This is a genomic window from Nocardia sp. NPDC003482, assembly GCF_053588115.1.
This window is the reverse complement of the sequence record NZ_JBSFPI010000002.1, coordinates 313869-332278: the sequence shown is the minus strand read 5'-3', so window position 1 is coordinate 332278 and position 18410 is coordinate 313869. Positions and strand designations below refer to the sequence as shown.

Here is an 18410-nt window from a genome sequence, read left to right as displayed (position 1 = left end):
CGATGTAGGACATCTTCGGCATTTCATTTCACCTCCTTCGCATTTTCGTCTCTCGTCGACGAGACGTGTTCGAACGCCGCGATAATCCGACCGATGAGTATTTGTTTCCCATAATTCGGGGACTCGATCGCGTGCGTCGAGAAGTGTGAGTGTCGGTCCGGCATGAAATCCGACAGATCTCTACGGTAGCTCCGCGAAGGGCACACCGTCGACGGTTTCGGGCAATTTTATGTCCCGAATATTGTGTTCGCGGTCGAATAATCGACCTAGCGTCCGCTTGAATCGTTCACTGACGTCATCGTTTCCGCTTGGACAAATTCCATCGCGTAATTACGAGCGGTTGTTGATCTCCTTGTCCACCCGCTCGAAGACCTCGCCGATCACCGTCAGTTCCTCCGGCGTCAGCAGATCGATGAAATCGCGGCGAACCGCGGTGACGTGTCCGGGCGCGGCGGCGCGCAGGCGGCGCATGCCCTCCTCGGTCAGGTGCGCGCGCACGCCGCGGCCGTCCTCCTCGGCGCTGGTCCGGCGGACCAGGTCCTGTTCCTCCATGCGGCGGATCTGGTGGGTCAGGCGGCTGCGGGAGGACAGCACGCCGTCGGCGAGGTCGCTCATGCGCAGCGAGCGGTCGGGGGATTCGGACAGGAGGACGAGGATGCGGTACTCCGGCAGGGTCAGGTCGCTGTCGCGCTGGAGTTGCCGGTTCAGTTCGGACATCAGGCGCTGGTGGCCGTCCATGTAGGCGCGCCAGGCGCGTTGCTGGGCCGCGGTCAGCCATCTGGTGGCCGGGGCCTGGCGACCGCTCGGTTCGTCTGGCATAGCGACATTCTAGAAGTGGATAAAAGGGAAGATCACCGCTTGCTGGACAGCAGCGTGCGATCGAGGGCGGCGACCGTGGCACAACCGGACAGGCCCATGGTCGCGTCGAAATCGGCGAGGAGCAGACGCAGGGCGTGCCGGACCCCGTCGCGACCCGCCACCCCCAGGGCGTAGGCCCAGGGACGGCCGTAGAGAACGGCTTTCGCGCCGAGGGCGAGCGCGACCATGACGTCGGAGCCGGTGCGGATGCCCGAATCGAACAGGACGTCGGCGCGATCGCCGACGGTGGCCACGATGGCGGGCAGGGCGTCGAGCGCGGCGATCGCGCCGTCGACCTGACGGCCGCCGTGATTGCTCACCACCACCGCGTCGGCGCCCGCGTCGACGACCGCGCGGGCGTCGTCGGGGTGCAGCACGCCCTTCACCGCGATCGGAAGATCGGTCCACTCCCGCAGTTTCGCGATATCGGCCGGGCGCAGGGTGTGATTGCCGAACAGGCCGATCCAGGTGAGGACGGCCATCCGCAGGGCCTCCTCGCTCTCCTCGGGCGCGGTCGCGAGCTTGGCGCGGAAGACCGGATCGGACAGGTAGTTCGCCAATCCCTCGCCCCGCAGGAACGGCAGATGTCCGAGTTCGAGATCGCGCGGCCGCCAGCCCATGCCGGGCGTGTCGGCGGTGACGACGACGGCCCGGGCGCCCGCCTTCACCGCGCGGTCGACGAACGAGCGGGCCAACTCGTGATCGCCCGGCCAGTACAGCTGATACCACCAGGCCCCGGCCGCCGCGCCCGCCTCCTCGATCGTCGACGACGCGGCGGTCGACAGGACCATGCCGATGCCCAGTTCCCGGGTCACCTCCGCGACCACGGTCTCGCCGCGCTCGTGCAACAGGCCGAGCACGCCGATCGGCGCGGTCAGCACCGGAGCGGCCAGCCTCGTGCCGAGCACCTCCACCGAAAGATCGCGCGCCCCAGGGTCACTCGCGCCGCGCCACATCCGGGGCAGCAGCCGATGCCGGTCGAAGGCCGAGACATTCTCCGCCGCCGTACGTTCCGCCGAGGCGCTGCCCGCCACATAGGCGTACGCGGCCGGATCGAGAACCTCCCGCGCGCGGCGCTCCAAACCGGCCGCGGTCATGGGTAATCCGGGCACCGCGCCGGAGAGTCCGGCCAGATAGATCTCGTTCTGGAAGTCGGCGAAGCTGCTCACCCGCGACACGCTAGTCCCCGGGACGGCCACGCCGGTGGAAAACACCGGGGAGCGGACCGGGAAACATGCCGTGAACTGGGCGGCGTGCGGGTGTCGCGCGGCGTGTCCGGGGTAATCGCCCGGCGACGAAAGGAGTTGTCATGGTCGAGATGTCGGATGCCGAGCGATTGGCGGATCTGCGCCGGCGCGCGGAGGCCGCCGGGATTCCCGGGTACGAGGCGCTGAACGCGGACGAGCTGCGGGAGGCGCTCGGCAAGATGGCCAAGGGGATCGACGCGGAGACCGCCAAGCGCGAAGCGGTCGAGTCGTAACGCGGGCCGCGCGTTCGCGGCGTCGTAAGGTCGCGGTATGCGCGCAGTGACACTCGACGAATTCGGTGGGCCCGAGGTGATGCGGTGGGCGGAGGTGCCCGATCTACCGCCGCCCGGGCCCGGCGAGGTCGCCATCGATGTGACCGCGGCCGGGGTGAACCGGGCCGATCTGTTGCAGCGGCAGGGCAACTATCCCCCGCCGCCCGGCGCGAGCGAGATCATCGGCCTCGAGGTTTCGGGGGTGATCGCGGAAGTCGGTGCGGGCGTTGCCGATTGGTCCCCCGGTGACCAGGTGTGCGCGTTGCTGTCCGGCGGCGGGTACGCCGAACGGGTGGTCGTGCCCGCGACCCAGGTGCTGCCGATTCCGGCGGGTCTCGATCTCGCCGCCGCGGCGGCGCTGCCCGAGGTTGCGGCCACGGTCTGGTCGAATCTGGTGATGCGGGCCGGGCTGCGGGCGGGTCAGCTGCTGCTGATCCACGGCGGCGGCAGCGGTATCGGCACGCACGCCATCCAGGTCGCGGTGAGCCGGGGCGCGCGGGTCGCGGTGACCGCGGGTTCGCCGGGCAAACTGGACCGCTGCAAGGAGCTCGGCGCGAGCGTGCTGATCAACTACCGCACCGACGACTTCGCCGCGATCCTGCGCGAATTGGGCGGCGCGGACGTCATTCTCGACAATATGGGCGCGGCCTACCTGGAGCGCAATGTCGCCGCGCTCGCCGAGGACGGGCAGCTCTGCGTGATCGGGATGCAGGGCGGGGTGCGCGCCGAACTGAATCTGGCTGCGCTGCTGGGCAAGCGGGGCACCGTGCACGCCACCAATCTGCGCCGCCGCCCCGCCACCGGGCCGTCGAGCAAGGCCGAGATCATCGCCGAACTGCGGCGGCACCTGTGGCCGTCGATCGCCGACGGCACCGTCGCACCCGTCGTGCACGCGGAGGTACCCGTCGCCGAGGTCGCGCGGGCGCATCGGCTGCTCGACTCCGACGAGACCGTCGGCAAGGTGGTGCTGCGGATCCGCGACTGAGCTCAGTCGAGGGCGGCGAGCGCGCGACCGAGCTGATCGATCTCGAATCGCGTTGTGTAGGGGGCCAATCCGATGGTCACCGCGCCGCCCTCGTCGTTGACGCCGAGCGCGTCGAGCAGGCGACTGCCGCCGTGCACCCCGCTCAGGGTGCCGATGCGATGGTCGGCGAGGCGGGCGGAGACCTTCTCGGCCTGCATGCCCGCGATGGTGAAACTGACCGTGGGGATGCGGGTCGAGGCGCGGCCGATCACGGTGAGATCGGGGATGCGGTCGAGCACCTCCATCAGATGCTCGAACAGGTGATCGTGGTAGTCCTGTAAGGACGTGATCGAAACCTCCAGGCGCTCACGGCGAGTGCCGCCCGCCTGTTCGTCCAGCCCGGCCAGATAGTCGATCGAGGTGGTCAGCCCGGCCAGCAGCGCGTACTGGTGGCCGCCGACCTCGAGCCGCTCCGCGCCCTTGGCGTACGGATTGAGCGACATCGACGGAATCCGGTCCAGGAACGCGGGATCGCGGAACACCAGGGCCCCGATCTGCGGGCCGCCCCACGCGGGCGCGGACAGCGCGACCACGTCCGCGTTGAGTTCGTCGATATCGATCAGCGCGTACGGCGCGGCGCCGAAACAATCGGCCACCAGCAGCCCGCCGACCTCGTGCACCCGGTCCGCGGCGACCCGCACCGCCGGGGCCGAACCCACGATCGGCGAGGCGGCCGTCAACGCCACCAGACGGGCGGTCGGGCCGATCAGCTCCTCGAACTGCCACGCGGGCATCTCGCAGGTCTCGATCTCGACCTCGGCCCAACGCACATGCGCGCCATAGCGATTGGCGATCCGCAACCAGGGCGCGACATTCGCCTCGTCGTCCAGGCGCGACAGCACGATCCCGGTCCCGAGCCCGAGCCGCGAACTCAGCGACTCGGCGAGCCAGGCCAGCAGCACCGCGCGATCGGGACCGAGCACCACCCCGGCCGGGTCGCCGCCGACCAGATCGGCCACGGCCTCGCGCGCCGCGTCCAGGATCGCGCCGCTGCGCTTGGCGGCCCCGTGCCGATTGGTGTGGGAGAAGGCCGAGGTGCGGAAACCCGTTGACACCGCACGAGATACCGAATCCGGAACCAGCATGCCCGCCTGCGGGTCGAGGTGGATCCAGCCGTCGCCCAGGGACGGTATCAGGCCCCGAACCCGTGCGACGTCGTAAGTCATGTGGGCCACTCTAAGGGCAGCGGGCAAGTCGGCGTAACCGTGTCAGCGCCAACCGATCGATAACCGGCGGCCGCGCGGCGGACGCGCGGGCAACCGGGCGAGACATCACGCAGCATGGCGACCGACTTTCACCGAGACCGAACCACGAGGCGGACAAGACCGCAACAGAATACTCGCCCCGGCTCCGCCCCGACTTAGCGCGATGAGCCCGGACGCGACATGATGGAGATCATGACGCATTCGGACGGAGCACCGGATTCCATCGTGGTGATCGGGCCCGAAGGCCGCCCGCTGATCGTTCCCGCGGGCGCCCAGGGCGAGACGCCCGTGCGCGGCCAGGTGGTCGGCGACGAGGACGACGGTGAGGGCAAGGACGCCAAGGACGAGTCGCTGGCCGATATGGTCGAGCAGCCCGCCAAGGTCATGCGCATCGGGACCATGATCAAACAGCTGCTCGAGGAGGTGCGGGCGGCACCCCTCGACGACGCGAGCCGCACCCGGCTCAAGGAGATCCACAAGACCTCGGTCCAGGAGCTCGAGCAGGGCCTGTCCCCCGATCTGCGCAGCGAACTCGAGCGCCTCGCGCTGCCCTTCAGCGACGACTCGATCCCGTCGGACGCGGAGCTGCGCATCGCGCAGGCGCAGCTGGTGGGCTGGCTGGAGGGGCTGTTCCACGGCATCCAGACCGCGCTGTTCGCCCAGCAGATGGCCGCCCGCGCGCAGCTCGAGCAGATGCGCCACGCGCTGCCGCCGGGGATGCGGGGCGCGCAGGAGGGCGGTCCGGCCGGGGGCGGACCAACCAGCGGGCAGTACCTGTAGGGCAGGGGCGCCCGGTCCCGTACCGCATCGCTCGGACCGGGATCGTTCGCATCTGCGCTAAGGTCGAGCACTGTGCCTGCAGCTGCTCCAGCCGATTCGGCGACCGCCGAACAGCGCCCGGTCGACACCTCGGTACCACTCATGTCGGATTCCCTGACCTTCGGACGCGCGTTCAACGATCTACGCGGCGGATTCGCGCAGCGGGAACTGTGGTTGTCGCTGGGCTGGCAGGACATCAAGCAGCGGTACCGGCGGTCGGTGCTCGGCCCGTTCTGGATCACCATCGCCACCGGCGTGCAGGCGGCGGCGATGGGCATCCTGTACGCGGCGCTGTTCAATCAGGACCTGCGGTACTACCTGCCGTACGTGACGGTCGGGCTGATCATCTGGAACGTGATCTCGGCCAGCATCCTCGAGGGTTCGGACGTCTTCATCGCCAACGAGGGCCTGATCAAACAGCTGCCGTCGGCGTTGAGCGTGCACGTCTACCGGTTGGTGTGGCGGCAGTTCCTGTTCTTCGCGCACAACCTGGTCATCTACGTGATCATGGTTCCGGCGCTGGGCCTTTGGCATCACCTGCACTGGTCGAGCCTGCTGGCCCTGCCCGCGATGCTGCTGATCTTCCTGAACTCGATGTGGGTGTCGATCGTGTTCGGCATCTTCGCCACCCGCTACCGCGATATCGCGCCGATCCTCGGCAGCACCACGCTGATGCTGTTCGTGCTCACGCCGGTCATGTGGACCACCAAGGCGCTGCACGCCCAGGGCGGGTCGGTCAGCGAGCGGGCGCGTCTGGTGGAATTGGTGCCGACGTTCCACTTCCTGGAGATCGTGCGCGCGCCGCTGCTCGGCGAGGCGCAGAAACCGTTGAGCTGGATCATCGTCGGCAGCATCACGGTGGTCGGCTGGGCGGTGGCCATCCTGGCGTTGAAGCAGTTCCGTTCCCGCGTCCCCTACTGGGTGTGAAGGCTCGATGACCGACCACGTGAGTATCGAAACCCGCAACGCTTGGGTCGAATTCCCCATCTTCGACGCGAAATCGCGCTCGCTGAAGAAGGCGTTCCTCGGCAAGGCGGGCGGCGCGATCGGGCGCAACCAATCCGACGTCGTCGTCGTCGAGGCGCTGCGCGACATCACGCTCTCGCTGAAGGAGGGCGACCGGGTCGGCCTGGTCGGCCACAACGGCGCGGGCAAATCCACACTGCTGCGGCTGCTTTCGGGCATCTACGAGCCCACCCGCGGCAGCGCGCGGGTGCGCGGCCGGGTGGCGCCGGTGTTCGATCTCGGCGTGGGCATGGACCCGGAGATCTCCGGCTACGAGAACATCATCATCCGCGGGCTGTTCCTCGGGCAGACCCGCAAACAGATGCTGGCCAAGGTCGACGAGATCGCCGAATTCACCGAATTGGGCGACTATCTCGACATGCCGCTGCGCACCTACTCCACCGGTATGCGGGTGCGATTGGCGATGGGCGTGGTCACCTCGATCGATCCGGAGATCCTGCTGCTGGACGAGGGGCTCGGCGCGGTCGACGCGGAGTTCATGAAGAAGGCCCGCAACCGGCTGCGCGATCTCGTCGCGCGCTCGGGAATCCTGGTGTTCTGCAACCATTCCAACGAATTCCTCGCCCAGCTCTGCGACACCGCGATCTGGATCGATCACGGGCAGATGAAGATGCAGGGCGATATCGTCGACGTCGTGCGGGCCTACGAGGGCCCCGAGGCGGGCGACCACGTCGCGCAGATCCAGCGTGAACTGGAAAAGGAACGGGAATTGGAGCGGAACTCCGCATGACCGAATACGGCGAAACGGCCAAGATCATCGCGGTGGTCGTCACCCACAAGCGGCGCGAGTTGCTTGCCGAATCGCTGAAGGTGCTGAGCGCGCAAACGCGTCCGGTCGATCATCTGATCGTCGTCGACAACGCCAACGAGCCCGAGGTGGGCGAGCTGGTGGCGCAGCAGTCGGTGGAGACGACCTACCTGGGTTCCGAGCACAACCTCGGCGGCGCGGGCGGATTCGCGCTGGGCATCCTGCACGCGCTGACCCTGGGCGCGGACTGGGTGTGGCTCGCCGACGACGACGGCCGCCCCGAGGGCCCGGAAGTGCTTGCGACGCTGATGGATTGCGCGCGGCGGCACGGACTGGCCGAGGTCTCGCCGGTGGTGGCCGATATCGACGAACCGGACCGGCTGGCCTTCCCGCTGCGGCGCGGGGTGGTGTGGCGGCGGCTGCGCTCGGAGCTGGGCGACGAGGACTTCCTGCCCGGCATCGCCTCGCTGTTCAACGGCGCGCTGCTGTCGGCGAAGGCCGTCGACGTGATCGGCGTGCCGGATCTGCGGCTGTTCGTGCGCGGCGACGAGGTCGAGGTGCACCGGCGGCTGGTGCGCTCGGGCCTGCCGTTCGGCACCTGCCTGCGAACGGCGTACCTGCACCCCAACGGCTCCGCGGAGTTCAAGCCGATCCTCGGCGGCCGCATGCACACCCAGTACCCCGACGATCCGGTCAAGCGCTACTTCACCTACCGCAACCGCGGCTACCTGATGTCCCAGCCCGGAATGCGCAAACTGCTGCCGCAGGAATGGGCCAGGTTCTCGTGGTTCTTCCTGGTGCAGCAGAAGGATCCGGCCGGGCTGGCCGAATGGCTGCGGCTGCGCCGGCTCGGCCGCCGCGAACAGTTCCACAAGCCGGACTGACGCGGCCTCAGTAGCTGGTCTCCGACCAGCCCGAGCCGCGCGCGGCGAGGTCGTCGTAGGACTCCGACGAATCCCGTTGCGCGCGTTCGGCTTCCACCAGCGCGGCATTGGCGCGCAGGAAGGTCGACGCCGCCTCGACCCGCTCGTCCTCGCGGAGCTCGCGCGTCGCCGCCTCGACCCGCTCCCGTTTGTCGGCGACGGCCGCGGCGAACGCGGCGAGCACGGCTTCGGCCTCGGGCAGCGAGATCGACAGCAGGTGGTTCTCCGCGTCGACCACCACCTCGATCCCGTCGGCCGTCCCGACGCCGCGAATCTCCGCCAGGGCGCGCTGGGCGCGGCGCACCTTCACGCCCAGTTCCTCGAAGTCGTTCTCGGACATGGCCGTACCTCAGGGATGGGTGATGACGGACGGCATCGGCGTCCCGCCCCGGGCGTGGTTCGGGAAACACGGCGAGGACACCGACAGCGCCAGGTCGCCGCGCGAATTCTGGGTCAGCGTCAGCAGATACACGTCGGGCGTCCCGGCGCGCAGCTGCGGCATCCCCGGATCCCGCTCGTCGCGCAGCGGCCGCCAGCCCAGGTCCCGCCAGGCCCGCTCGAACAGATCGCGGTAGTGCGCGCCGCCGTCGCCGGGCATCCCGGAGATCCAGTAGTCGGCGGCGGCGTTGTAGGGCGGATCGGGCACGCTGTCGTCGTCGACGCAGGGCACGACCGTGGCGTCGCCGAAGACGGTGTCCGGGAACCGCGGGTGCTGCCAGGTCAGCGCGATCTCGGCGGGCAGCCGCCGCAGGGTGTCGGTGAGGATCTCGACGATCCGCTGCCGCGCCCGCTCCTCGGTGAGGGTGGTGTCGACCGGAACGTGTTGTGTCATATCCGATTTCTCCGTTCGGGAGCCGAATTCGTGCGCGCAGCCGGTGATCGCGACGGCCGCCGCGGCGACCAGCGCGAGCGACCACGCCACGCGGGTCATCGCGTCGGCGTCCCGACGCCGCTGATGATCTTGCCCATATTCGTCAACGCCGAATTCCCTGGATCGAAATAGGAACTGTGTGCCCCGCGATTCCACCAGAAACCGGTCGCGTCCGAGTGGAACTGCTGGCCGTACCCCGGGGTGGACCAGGGTTGCGGGCCGCGCACGAAGTTCGGAACGAATTTGACCGGATCGTGCGCATTGGTCGTCACCCAGACGTGCTGGGCGTTGTCCTGGGGTCGCACCCCGGTCAGATGCAGATCGGTCGGCTTGTCGACATCGATGCCGGGACTGCCGACGAGCACGATCTTGTCGGCGTCGAGGGTGTGGCTGCCGCTGGCCGCGTGCCCGATCGCGGTCGCGCCGTAGCTGTGCCCGATCACGGTATTGGACGAGCGGTCGCCCTCGTGCGTGACGCGCAACCCGGATTGGAAACCGTCCAGTGGCGCGGCGGCGGTATCGGCATATCCGCCATGGACGAAGTCGCTCAGCTTGGGCGGGGAGTCGTAGCCGTACCACGCGATGGCCGAGGTCTGCTTGGACGGGTCGGCCAATTCGGCCGCGCGGCGTTCGCGTTCGGCGCGCTCCACGCCGTCGCCGATCTTGCTGAGATCGGCCTCCACCCCCGGAACGTGGGTGACCACATTGCCCGCGGTGTCGGGATTGCGGATGGCGATCGCGGCGTGCCCGCGCCCGTCGAGCAGCGACAGCAGCCGCGGCGGTTCGCCGGGGCGGGTTTGCAGGCCCTTGGCGACGGCGTCGTACCCCGCCAGTTCGTGCCTGGCGGCCTCGACCTGCTTCTGCCAGGCGTCGAGCTGGGTCTTGTCGGTCGGCTTGTGCGCCAGCAGTTCGTCGAGGCGGCGTTGCGTGTCGGCGCGCAGATCGACCAGGGTGCGGCGGTTGTAGTGGTCGCGGTCGGCCTGCGGGATGCCGTTGCGGTTGCCCAGGAAGGGATCTCGCGCGTAGAGCGCGTCCTTCTCGGCGGGGGTGAGCTTCTCCCAGAGGTCGTGCAATTGTTTCGGATCGGTGGGCAGTTGGGCCTTGCCGTCGAGAATGGCCTGGACCTGGGGACTGATCGGCGGCCCGTCGGGATGCTTCTCGTACTGGCCGAGCTGCCCGATCGCGGTCGTGATGGCCTGTGCCGCTGTGGTTTCGGTGGTGCCGAACTGGGTGAGCAGCTTCTTCAAGCGGGACTGGAGGCTGGTCGCCTGGCCGTCGAGGTTTCGCTGCATGATCGACGCGAGGGCGGGATCGATGGCGCCCGCGACGGCGGGCACCCGGGGCGCGGTGACATTGCCCGCGTTGTCGACGGTCATGCCCGCCTTCGGTATCTCGTGATCGACGAGGGTGAGCAGGGCGGACCGGGTCGCCGACAGCTGCGGGCCGTAGGAGTTGTACCGGTCGACGATCGACAACACCCCCGTGCTCAGGTGGTTGCCCGAAAGTCGTTCGGACACCGCGCGAGTGGAGGCGGCCGACGCGCCGGTGCCCTTCCAGCCGTCCATGGCCCGGTCCACGTCGCGGGCCATCTGTTCGACGCGCCCGGTGAACGTGTCGTTCTGGGTGGTGAGGTCGGCGGCGAAATCGATCATCGACTGCGGATCGCAGCCACGGACATGACTGATGGTGGTCACGGGGTCACCGGCCGCCGTTGTACCGGCTCAGTTGCGCCGCATTGGCCTTGTCGAGTTCCTCGTAGGTCTTGGCGGCGTTCGTGGTGCGGTGCGACATCGTGCGGATATTGCCGCCGATGACACCGAACGCGGCGACCACGGCGTCGTCCACCCGCTGGGACACCGCCTGGATGGGCGAATCGGGCATGCGGACCGAGGCCGTGACCTTCAGCGCGGCGATGGCGTCGGCGTGGCCGCCGAGGGTGCCGCCGAGCCGGTGCAGGATGTCGAGATCCGCTTGCAGAATCTCCCCCATGAGCTCCCCCTGTCGGAACGAAAGATGGTTGTCGGCAACAGGATTGGTCGACTGTACAACGGTGTTCGTGAAGGGGGAACCCCCGAAAACCACCGGCCGCGGGAAAAGGCGTTGCGCGGCGGGGGCCGGGCTGTCATCGTTGTGATCACACAGACGAAAGCGTCGGAAGGTTCGAGGAGGTGAAGTACGTGAACGTGATTGTTCGAGGTGCGCAGTCGCGCGGGGACGAATACCGCGGCGCCGCACGTACTTCCCTGTTCTGCCCGATGCACTGAGCCCGTCGTGGGCTTCGTGCCCGATGAAAGACGGCTTTCCTCATGGTCGATCACGACCGACTCGTTCCCTACGGCTGGAATTCGGCCGTATCCGCCGCATACACAGAGCTGCTCGACACCGGCTGGGTCCCGGCCCGCGTCATCCGAATGGATCGCAGCGAGTGCGACGTCGCCACCCCCATCGGGCTCGCGCGCGCTCGGTGCCCGCGGGCGGATACCAACGTCGAGGGCCTGTGCACCGGCGATTGGGTGGTATTGGATACCGAATACGTTGTCCGGCAGCGGATTCCGCGACGCACCGCGATCGTGCGCGCGGCGGTGTCGGGGCGGTCCGAGCCGCAGGTGCTCGCCGCGAATGTCGATACGGTGCTGGTGTGCACGGCCGCCGACGGCGATGTGGACCTCGGCCGGATCGAGCGGATGCTCGCGCTGGCCTGGGAGTCCGGGGCGCGGCCGGTGGTCGTGCTGACCAAAGCCGATCTGGCCGTGGACATTCCGCTCGAGGCGGTGCGCGCGGTCGCGCCGGGCGCGGTCACGCTCGCGGTGAGCGCCACGACCGGACTGGGCATGGACGTGCTGGGCGCGCTGCTCGACGGCACGGTCGCGCTGCTCGGGCCCTCGGGCGCGGGGAAGTCGACGCTGGCCAACGCGTTGCTCGGCGCGGAGGTGTTCGCCACCGACGCGGTGCGCGCCTCGGACAAGCGGGGGCGGCACACCACCGTGCAGCGGGAGCTGCGGCCGTTGCCCGGCGGCGGGACGCTGATCGACACGCCGGGGCTGCGCTCGGTCGGAATGTGGTCGGCCGGTGCGGGTTTGGAGCACACCTTCCGCGACGTCGAGGACCTCGCCGAACGATGCCGATTCGACGATTGCGCGCACGAGACCGAACCCGGCTGCGCGGTCCTGGCCGCCCTCGAGTCCGGGGAGCTGCCGCGCCGCCGATTCGACAGTTATCGCAAGTTGCGCCGGGAGAACGCGTGGCTCGCCGCCCGCACCGACGCCCGGCTGCGCGCCGAGCGCACCCGCATGTGGAAGAACGTGGAGCGTTCGCAGCGGGCCGTGTACCGGGAGCGGCGCTCGCGCGGTCGATAGATCGAAACGGCGGCTCGGGGTTTACGGAACGGCGGTCCCGCGGCGGGGACGGGATCGCCTAGCCTGCTAGGAGGTATCGCCCCGGGTCGGGGCGGCCGGACAGATGGGAGCAGGCTATGGGTGCGGACCGGGCGTTGGCCGGGCGGACGATGATCATGTCGGGCGGGAGCCGGGGCATCGGGCTCGAGATCGCGAAGCGGGCGGCGGCCGACGGGGCCAACATCACGCTGATCGCGAAGACCGATACGCCGCATCCCAAGCTGCCGGGCACGATTCACACCGCGGCCGCCGAACTCGAGCAGGCGGGCGGCTCGGTGCACAAGTTCGTCGGCGACGTCCGCGACGACGAGGCCGTGGCCACGGCCGTGCGGGAGACCGTGGAGCGGTTCGGCGGCATCGACATGGTCGTCAACAACGCCTCGGCCATCGACCTGTCGCCGACCGAACTGCTGCCGATGAAGAAGTACGACCTCATGCAGGACATCAACTGCCGCGGCAGTTTCCTGCTGTCGAAACTGAGCATCCCCGCGCTGAAGGATTCCGCGCAGGCCGACCGCAATCCGCACATCCTCACCCTGTCGCCGCCGCTGAACCTCGATCCGAAATGGGCCGGACAGCATCTCGGCTACACCATCGCCAAGTACGGCATGTCGCTGACGACGCTGGGGCTGGCCGAGGAACTGCGGCAGTACGGCATCGGCGTCAACTCGCTGTGGCCGCGCACCACGATCGCGACCGCGGCCGTGCGCAATCTGCTCGGCGGTGAGGAGATGGTCGCCACCTCCCGCACCCCCGACATCTACGCCGACGCCGCCTACCTGGTGCTCACCTCGCCCGCGAAGGACACCACCGGCAACTTCTTCCTCGACGACGAGGTGCTCGCCGCGCACGGCGTCACCGACTTCGACAAGTACCGGGTGACGCCGGGCGACGGGCCGCTCACGACCGATCTGTTCCTGTGATGCCGTAGAGCCGCTCCCAGTTCTCGCGGCTGGTGAGTTCGGGCATGGCCGCCCGGTAGCGGCGGCTCAGCTCGGGCAGGTCGCGACGGAGCTTGCGCAGCACCCGCCAGGTGCGCAGCAGCAGCGCGCGGGCACGGGCCTTGTCCCGCTTGCGGATTCGCACCCCGGACTGGGAGGCGTCGGTGACGACCACGTGCTCGAACAGCGAGACGTGCCACCAGTAGGCGTCCTCGCGGGTGACGCCGACCAGTCCGGGCTGGACCTTGCCGGTCCACTGCTGGATCGCACGCTTGATCAGGACCAGATGCGGGCGGCTCGGCTCGCCCTCGGCGCGGCGAATGCTGATGTCCGCGTTGCGAATCGGGGCCGTGGCGGCGGGATGCTTCTTGGTCTCCGGATAGTCGCCGCGGCTGGTGCGGGCGGCGGCCAGCGCCGCCATGCCGCCGTCGCGCAGCACCTCCGGGCCCTTCAGGAAATCCTCGATGCCCTGCAAGGTGGTGTGCGCCAGGCCGTACTGCATGGCCACCAGCATCTCGGCGATCTCGCGGAACAGCTGGCGGCTGATCTTCTTCGGGTCCAGATCGGTGTGCAAGGAAGAGACGATCAGGGAGTTGCGCGAGGAGAAGTAGCGCGCCCAGTCGTCGAAGTCCTTCCAGTAGAAGTCGGCGTGCCAGACCGCGGCGTTGGGCAGCGTCACCGTGACGAAGCCGTGTTCGCGGGCGCGCAGGCCGTATTCGACGTCGTCCCACTGGAAGAAGATCGGGATCGGCAGCCCGATGCGGGCGACCACCTCCGCCGGGATCAGGCAGGTCCACCAGGCGTTGTAACCCGCGTCGACGCGGCGCTCCTGCTGCTTCTTGAGCATGCTGGTGTTGCGCAACGCCTTCGACACCTTCTGGCCGTGCCGGAGGATGCCCAGGTCGGTCTCCTCGGCGCCGACGTTGAGGTAGTCGGGGTTGAGCAGGAACAGCATCTGCGCGCCGACCAGGGTCGGTTCCACCGTCATATTGGCGAAGGCGTTGAGCCGGATCACCGTCTCGGGTTCGCACAGGATGTCGTCGTCCATGAGGATGACGTCGGCGTGCTCGTTGGCCGCGGACACCTCGTAGAGGCCGCGCGTGAACCCGCCCGCCCCACCGAGATTCGGCTGCCGCAGATAGCGCAGTTTGTCGCCGAACCGCGGCCGGGTCTCCTGGAACAGCGGGCGGTCCTCGACGAGATCGGTGCCCTGATCGACCACGTACACCGCGTCGATCACGTCCAGCACCACCGGATCCGAGGCCAGCGCCGCGACGGTGTGGGCGCAGTCCTCGGCGCGGTTGAACGTGCAGATCGCGATCGCCACCGGACGGATGTGCTCGGGCGCGGTCGCGGTCCAGGACAGTTCGCTGATCGCGAGGTCGCCGCCGACCGCGTCGAATTCGAGCCACAGCGCGCCGCCGTCGACGTACTGGTCCAGGGGCGCGCGCAGCACCACGCGGCCGTCGGCGCGCACGTCGGCGCTGGCGACGATGCGCCGGTGGCCCGCGATATCGGAGGCCGCCAACCGGATTCGGGCCAGGCCGCCGAGTTCGACGGTCAGGCCGACCTCGACCTCGGTGACGGTGGTCCAGCGCTGCCAGTAGCTCGCCGCGAAGCGGCCGAAGTAGGTGTTGGTGTGGGCGCGGGCGCCCTTGTCCACCCGGATGCTCATCCGCTCGCGATGCGCCTTGCCGCCCTTGACGACCGCGTACAGCTCGTCGCTGACCTTCGGCGACGGGCCGGTGAACACCCCGCGCTGCAGGGTCAGCCGTTCCGGTGGGCGGTGGTCACCGCGCAGCGTGGCGGGCGCGGGGTCGGCGATGCGCCGGTCGTTCTCGGTTTCGGTCACGGCCTGCCCAGCCGACTGGTCCATATCGGATTCCCTCGTAATCCCTCGATGTTCGACGCGCTGGCTGAGAATATCAACGCGCCTCGGTGCGGGCCTGCTCAGCCGCGGCGCCGGTGAATACGAATTTGTCGTAGGCCCAATAGCGGAACAGGACGGCCGCGGCCTGCCCGATCAGGGTGCCGGAGATGTTGTCCGCCAACGGGGTCGACAGGTGCAGAACGTATCGGGAGAAGCCCAGACACGCCAGTTGCAGGCCGATGGCGACCACATTGAACACCGCGTAGAGCAGATATTCGCGGGCCGCGCTGCCGCCCTTCTTCCCGGCGAAGGTCCACCATTTGTTGCCGAAGTAGGTGACGACCGTGGCCACCAGGATGGCGATGATCTTGGCGGGCAACGGGAAGTGGAACAACGGCCCTTTCCCGCCCGCGAACACGAGCAGGTTGTAGGTCCCGGCGTCCACGAGAAACCCGATCCCACCCACGACCAGGAAGGCCCCGCCCTTACGCACGGCGGCAAGGATCTTGGTGACCAGCGACGCCCGCGAGGGCCCCGCTTCCTCGATCACGTACTCGCTTCCGGACACGGCCCGACCGTACCCGGCGGAAAGCACGCCGGGTGCATGGGGGGAACGCGCGCCGGGTACACGAGGGGCAGCACGGCCCTGTACCCTCCCGGTGTTCGTATTTCACCGTCCGGTTCGAATAATGAGGGATTGACGGGGTGGACCCCACCGAGCTTCGTATCGCCGCAGTGGTGCCCTGCCACAACGAGGAGGCCGCGGTCGCCAAGGTCGTCACGGACCTCAAGGCTGCCGTGCCGGGCATCGTCGTCTACGTGTACGACAACCGCAGCACCGACGCGACCGCCGAGCGGGCGCGGGAAGCGGGAGCGGTCGTGCGCACCGAACATGTCAAGGGCAAGGGCAATGTCGTGCGGCGGGCGTTCGCCGATATCGAGGCCGACGTCTACGTGATGATCGACGGGGACGACACCTACGACGCCTTCGCCGCGCCGCTGCTGATCAAGACCCTGCTGAACGGCCCGTACGACCACGTGCTGGGCGTGCGCAAACAGGACGAGGGCGCGCAGGCGTACCGCTCCGGCCACGAGACCGGCAACAAGGTGCTCAACGGAGTGGTCGGAAAGGTGTTCGGCGAGAACGTCGAGGACATGCTCTCCGGCTACCGGGTGTTCTCCCGGCGGTTCGTCAAGAGCTTCCCGGCCGTCTCGCGCGAATTCGAGATCGAGACCGAATTGACCGTGCACTCACTGCATCTGCGGGTGCCGCAGACCCAGGTGCCGGTCGGTTTCCGGGATCGGCCCGCGGGCAGCGAATCCAAATTGCGCACGTACCACGACGGTTTCAAGATCCTGGCGCTGATCATCGGACTGGCCCGGCACGAGCGGCCGGTGGCCTTCTACGGATTGTTCGGCACGGTCGCGTGGATCGTCTCGGTGATCCTGACCGTGCCGATCCTGGTGGAGTTCTACGAGATTCACCAGGTGCCGCGCTTCCCGACGCTGTTCCTCGCCTTCACCCTGTTGCTGCTGGGCAGCCTGGCGTGGACCGCCGGACTGATCCTCGACGGCATCCGCCGCTCCCGGCACGAGGCCGCGCGCCTGATGTATCTGCGCTACGCCGCGGTGGGCGAACCGATCGCCGAGCGGGTCGGACAGGTCGACTGATGACGGCCCAGGCCGAGCGGGCGGCCGTCGAGGAGCCCGCCCCCGCCGAGCAGACCGTCGAAACGTCTTCGCGCACAACGGTTCTCGCACGGGCAACCGACTGGACGCGGCGCCACCTCGGCTTCGGCGCGGTCGCGTTCGTGCTCGTGGCCGCCGTGTTCGGCGCGGTCTTCGCGGTGCTCACCCCCGCGTTCTGGGGACACGACGAGATCACCCAGTTCGGCCGGGCCTATCAGGTCGCGCACGGCGGGTTCACGCCGCACCGCATCGCCGACGATCGCGGCGTCGCCTACGGCGGTGACGTCCCGGTGAGCATCGACGGCCTGATGAGCTACGCCTTCGACGACTACAACCACAATCCGGGCGAACCCGATCCGATGGTCGCCGATCCGCGCGCCTACGACCTGCTCGGCTCGGTGCCGGTCTCACAGCAGACCCGGCCGGTGTGGTTCACCAACACCGCGGCCTACTCCCCCGTGCCGTATGTGCCCGCCGCCGTGGGCCTTCGGCTGGCGCAGGCCCTGGATCTGAACGTGGGCTCGACGGTCCAGCTCACCCGGTTCGCGGGGCTGCTGGCGTATCTGGTGATCGTCGGCTTCGCGCTGCGCGCCCTGCGCGCGTATCGGGTGCAGTGGCTGGCCTTCACCGTGGCCGCGCTGCCGATCGCGCTGTTCCAGGCGGGTACGGTCACCGCGGACACGATGACCAACGCGCTCGCGATCCTGGTGTCGGTCATGGTGGTCAAGGGCCTGTTCCTCGGGGCGGAGCTGACCCGGCTCGAAACCGTGGTGACGCTGGGCGCGACGCTCGCGCTGCCGCTGAGCAAGCCGACCTACGTGCTGCTGGCCATGCTCGTGGTGCTGATTCCCGCGCGGCAGTACCGGTTCGGGCAATGGCTGCGCTGGCTGCCCTGGCTCTGCGCGGCGGTGGGCGCGGGGCTGTTCGCGGTGTGGATGAAGATCGCCGCCCCGACCGGTGACGGGATGGGCCTGATGCGCCCGCCCGCCCAATGGCATTCGGTGCGGCCGGGCGATCAGCTGCACGGGATCCTGAGCAATCCGGGGCACTTCCTGAACATCTTCACCGAGAGCATCTGGTATCGCGATCAGCGCTGGTTCACCCAGTTCTTCGGGGAGCTCGGCTTCGCCTACATCGACGTTCCGGCGCTGACCGTCCTGGCGTGCCTGCTGGCGTTCACCGTGAGTGCCGGTGTGGCCGAACGGTTCTCGGCCCAGCGCTGGCGCACGGTGGTCGTCGCGCTGACGGTGCTGGCCAGCGTCGCCATGATCTACGTGACGCTGTACATGTCGTTCTCGCCGGTGGACTACTACCTCGTCGACGGCGTGCAGGGCCGGTACTTCGTCCCGCTGGCCGTGGTGGGTTTCGCGGCGCTGCTGCGCTGGATGCCGTTGCGCTGGACCGACGTTCGCGGGGTGATCCCGCACCGCGGGCCCGCCATCGCGGTCGTGGTGGCGATGGTCGTCGCGCTGACGGCCGCGGCGCTGAAGTACGAGTTCCTGGTGTGGGGCTGAGCGCGACC

General features: G+C 68.8%; 19 protein-coding genes. 10 read left to right on the top strand and 9 right to left on the bottom strand.

Translation table 11 applies throughout. The annotated features are described in order from the left end of the window. Window positions 1-330: 330 nt before the first annotated feature. Both ACWDSJ_RS04650 and ACWDSJ_RS04645 read right to left on the bottom strand, forming a co-directional pair. Window positions 331-819 carry a MarR family winged helix-turn-helix transcriptional regulator gene (locus ACWDSJ_RS04650; RefSeq protein WP_387358765.1) on the bottom strand — a complete coding sequence of 163 codons (489 nt, stop codon included), beginning with the start codon at window positions 817-819 and terminating at the stop codon, window positions 331-333. A gap of 32 nt (window positions 820-851) precedes the next feature. Continuing rightward, window positions 852-2027, bottom strand: coding sequence for an alpha-hydroxy-acid oxidizing protein (locus tag ACWDSJ_RS04645; RefSeq protein ID WP_450029227.1), 1176 nt, complete (start codon window positions 2025-2027; stop codon window positions 852-854). 140 nt (window positions 2028-2167) lie between these two features. On the opposite strand from ACWDSJ_RS04645, the gene ACWDSJ_RS04640 reads away from it, so the two are divergent. Further along, window positions 2168-2338, top strand: a complete 171-nt coding sequence (locus ACWDSJ_RS04640) for a hypothetical protein (protein WP_387358761.1) — start codon at window positions 2168-2170, stop codon at window positions 2336-2338. Window positions 2339-2375: 37 nt separating this feature from the next. After that, on the top strand, window positions 2376-3362 hold the full coding sequence (locus ACWDSJ_RS04635) for an NAD(P)H-quinone oxidoreductase (protein ID WP_450029226.1): 987 nt from the start codon (window positions 2376-2378) through the stop codon (window positions 3360-3362). Between the two features lie 2 nt (window positions 3363-3364). Here ACWDSJ_RS04635 and ACWDSJ_RS04630 read toward each other — a convergent pair whose 3' ends face one another. After that, window positions 3365-4567, bottom strand: a complete 1203-nt coding sequence (locus ACWDSJ_RS04630) for a cysteine desulfurase-like protein (protein WP_387358757.1) — start codon at window positions 4565-4567, stop codon at window positions 3365-3367. Window positions 4568-4798: 231 nt separating this feature from the next. On the opposite strand from ACWDSJ_RS04630, the gene ACWDSJ_RS04625 reads away from it, so the two are divergent. The 4 genes from ACWDSJ_RS04625 to glfT1 all read left to right on the top strand — a co-directional run bounded on the left by ACWDSJ_RS04625 (window position 4799) and on the right by glfT1 (window position 8083). Next, window positions 4799-5386: a bacterial proteasome activator family protein gene (locus ACWDSJ_RS04625; RefSeq protein ID WP_450029225.1), complete on the top strand. Its 588-nt coding sequence runs from the start codon at window positions 4799-4801 to the stop codon at window positions 5384-5386. A gap of 141 nt (window positions 5387-5527) precedes the next feature. After that, on the top strand, window positions 5528-6352 hold the full coding sequence (gene wzm / locus ACWDSJ_RS04620) for a galactan export ABC transporter permease subunit Wzm/RfbD (protein ID WP_387358753.1): 825 nt from the start codon (window positions 5528-5530) through the stop codon (window positions 6350-6352). Window positions 6353-6359: 7 nt separating this feature from the next. Then, complete coding sequence (wzt, locus tag ACWDSJ_RS04615; RefSeq protein ID WP_387358752.1) at window positions 6360-7181, top strand: galactan export ABC transporter ATP-binding subunit Wzt/RfbE; 822 nt, start codon at window positions 6360-6362, stop codon at window positions 7179-7181. Continuing rightward, window positions 7178-8083 carry a galactofuranosyltransferase GlfT1 gene (gene glfT1 / locus ACWDSJ_RS04610; RefSeq protein WP_450029224.1) on the top strand — a complete coding sequence of 302 codons (906 nt, stop codon included), beginning with the start codon at window positions 7178-7180 and terminating at the stop codon, window positions 8081-8083. The genes wzt and glfT1 overlap by 4 nt, the downstream gene beginning before the upstream one ends. A 7-nt stretch (window positions 8084-8090) precedes the next feature. Here the strand turns inward: glfT1 and ACWDSJ_RS04605 are convergent, their stop codons facing one another. The 4 genes from ACWDSJ_RS04605 to ACWDSJ_RS04590 are packed head-to-tail and all read right to left on the bottom strand — an operon-like array spanning window position 8091 to window position 10982. Continuing rightward, on the bottom strand, window positions 8091-8462 hold the full coding sequence (locus tag ACWDSJ_RS04605; RefSeq protein WP_450029223.1) for a hypothetical protein: 372 nt from the start codon (window positions 8460-8462) through the stop codon (window positions 8091-8093). A 9-nt stretch (window positions 8463-8471) separates the two neighbouring features. Beyond that, window positions 8472-9053 (bottom strand): hypothetical protein, encoded by a 582-nt coding sequence (locus tag ACWDSJ_RS04600; protein ID WP_450029222.1) that lies wholly within the window; start codon window positions 9051-9053, stop codon window positions 8472-8474. Further along, complete coding sequence (locus ACWDSJ_RS04595; RefSeq protein WP_450029221.1) at window positions 9050-10687, bottom strand: alpha/beta hydrolase; 1638 nt, start codon at window positions 10685-10687, stop codon at window positions 9050-9052. Before ACWDSJ_RS04595 ends, ACWDSJ_RS04600 begins: the two co-directional genes overlap by 4 nt. A 4-nt stretch (window positions 10688-10691) precedes the next feature. After that, window positions 10692-10982, bottom strand: coding sequence for a hypothetical protein (locus tag ACWDSJ_RS04590; protein WP_387358745.1), 291 nt, complete (start codon window positions 10980-10982; stop codon window positions 10692-10694). Window positions 10983-11299: 317 nt separating this feature from the next. Between ACWDSJ_RS04590 and rsgA the strand changes: the two genes are divergently transcribed. Together rsgA and ACWDSJ_RS04580 are read left to right on the top strand one after the other, a co-directional pair. Continuing rightward, window positions 11300-12349 carry a ribosome small subunit-dependent GTPase A gene (rsgA, locus tag ACWDSJ_RS04585; RefSeq protein ID WP_450029220.1) on the top strand — a complete coding sequence of 350 codons (1050 nt, stop codon included), beginning with the start codon at window positions 11300-11302 and terminating at the stop codon, window positions 12347-12349. A 116-nt stretch (window positions 12350-12465) separates the two neighbouring features. Beyond that, the gene (locus ACWDSJ_RS04580; protein ID WP_450029219.1) at window positions 12466-13311 is read left to right on the top strand and encodes an SDR family oxidoreductase; all 846 of its coding nucleotides are present in this window, start codon (window positions 12466-12468) and stop codon (window positions 13309-13311) included. Here ACWDSJ_RS04580 and ACWDSJ_RS04575 read toward each other — a convergent pair. Together ACWDSJ_RS04575 and ACWDSJ_RS04570 are read right to left on the bottom strand one after the other, a co-directional pair. Beyond that, window positions 13289-15205, bottom strand: coding sequence for a glycosyltransferase (locus ACWDSJ_RS04575; protein ID WP_450029218.1), 1917 nt, complete (start codon window positions 15203-15205; stop codon window positions 13289-13291). The genes ACWDSJ_RS04580 and ACWDSJ_RS04575 overlap by 23 nt on opposite strands. 49 nt (window positions 15206-15254) lie before the next feature. Continuing rightward, window positions 15255-15767 carry a GtrA family protein gene (locus tag ACWDSJ_RS04570; RefSeq protein WP_450029217.1) on the bottom strand — a complete coding sequence of 171 codons (513 nt, stop codon included), beginning with the start codon at window positions 15765-15767 and terminating at the stop codon, window positions 15255-15257. Between the two features lie 137 nt (window positions 15768-15904). Here ACWDSJ_RS04570 and ACWDSJ_RS04565 point away from each other — a divergent pair, with 137 nt between their 5' ends. Then, window positions 15905-16870 carry a glycosyltransferase gene (locus tag ACWDSJ_RS04565; RefSeq protein WP_450029216.1) on the top strand — a complete coding sequence of 322 codons (966 nt, stop codon included), beginning with the start codon at window positions 15905-15907 and terminating at the stop codon, window positions 16868-16870. Then, the gene (locus tag ACWDSJ_RS04560; RefSeq protein WP_450029215.1) at window positions 16870-18402 is read left to right on the top strand and encodes a DUF2142 domain-containing protein; all 1533 of its coding nucleotides are present in this window, start codon (window positions 16870-16872) and stop codon (window positions 18400-18402) included. The genes ACWDSJ_RS04565 and ACWDSJ_RS04560 overlap by 1 nt, the downstream gene beginning before the upstream one ends. Window positions 18403-18410: the final 8 nt, after the last annotated feature.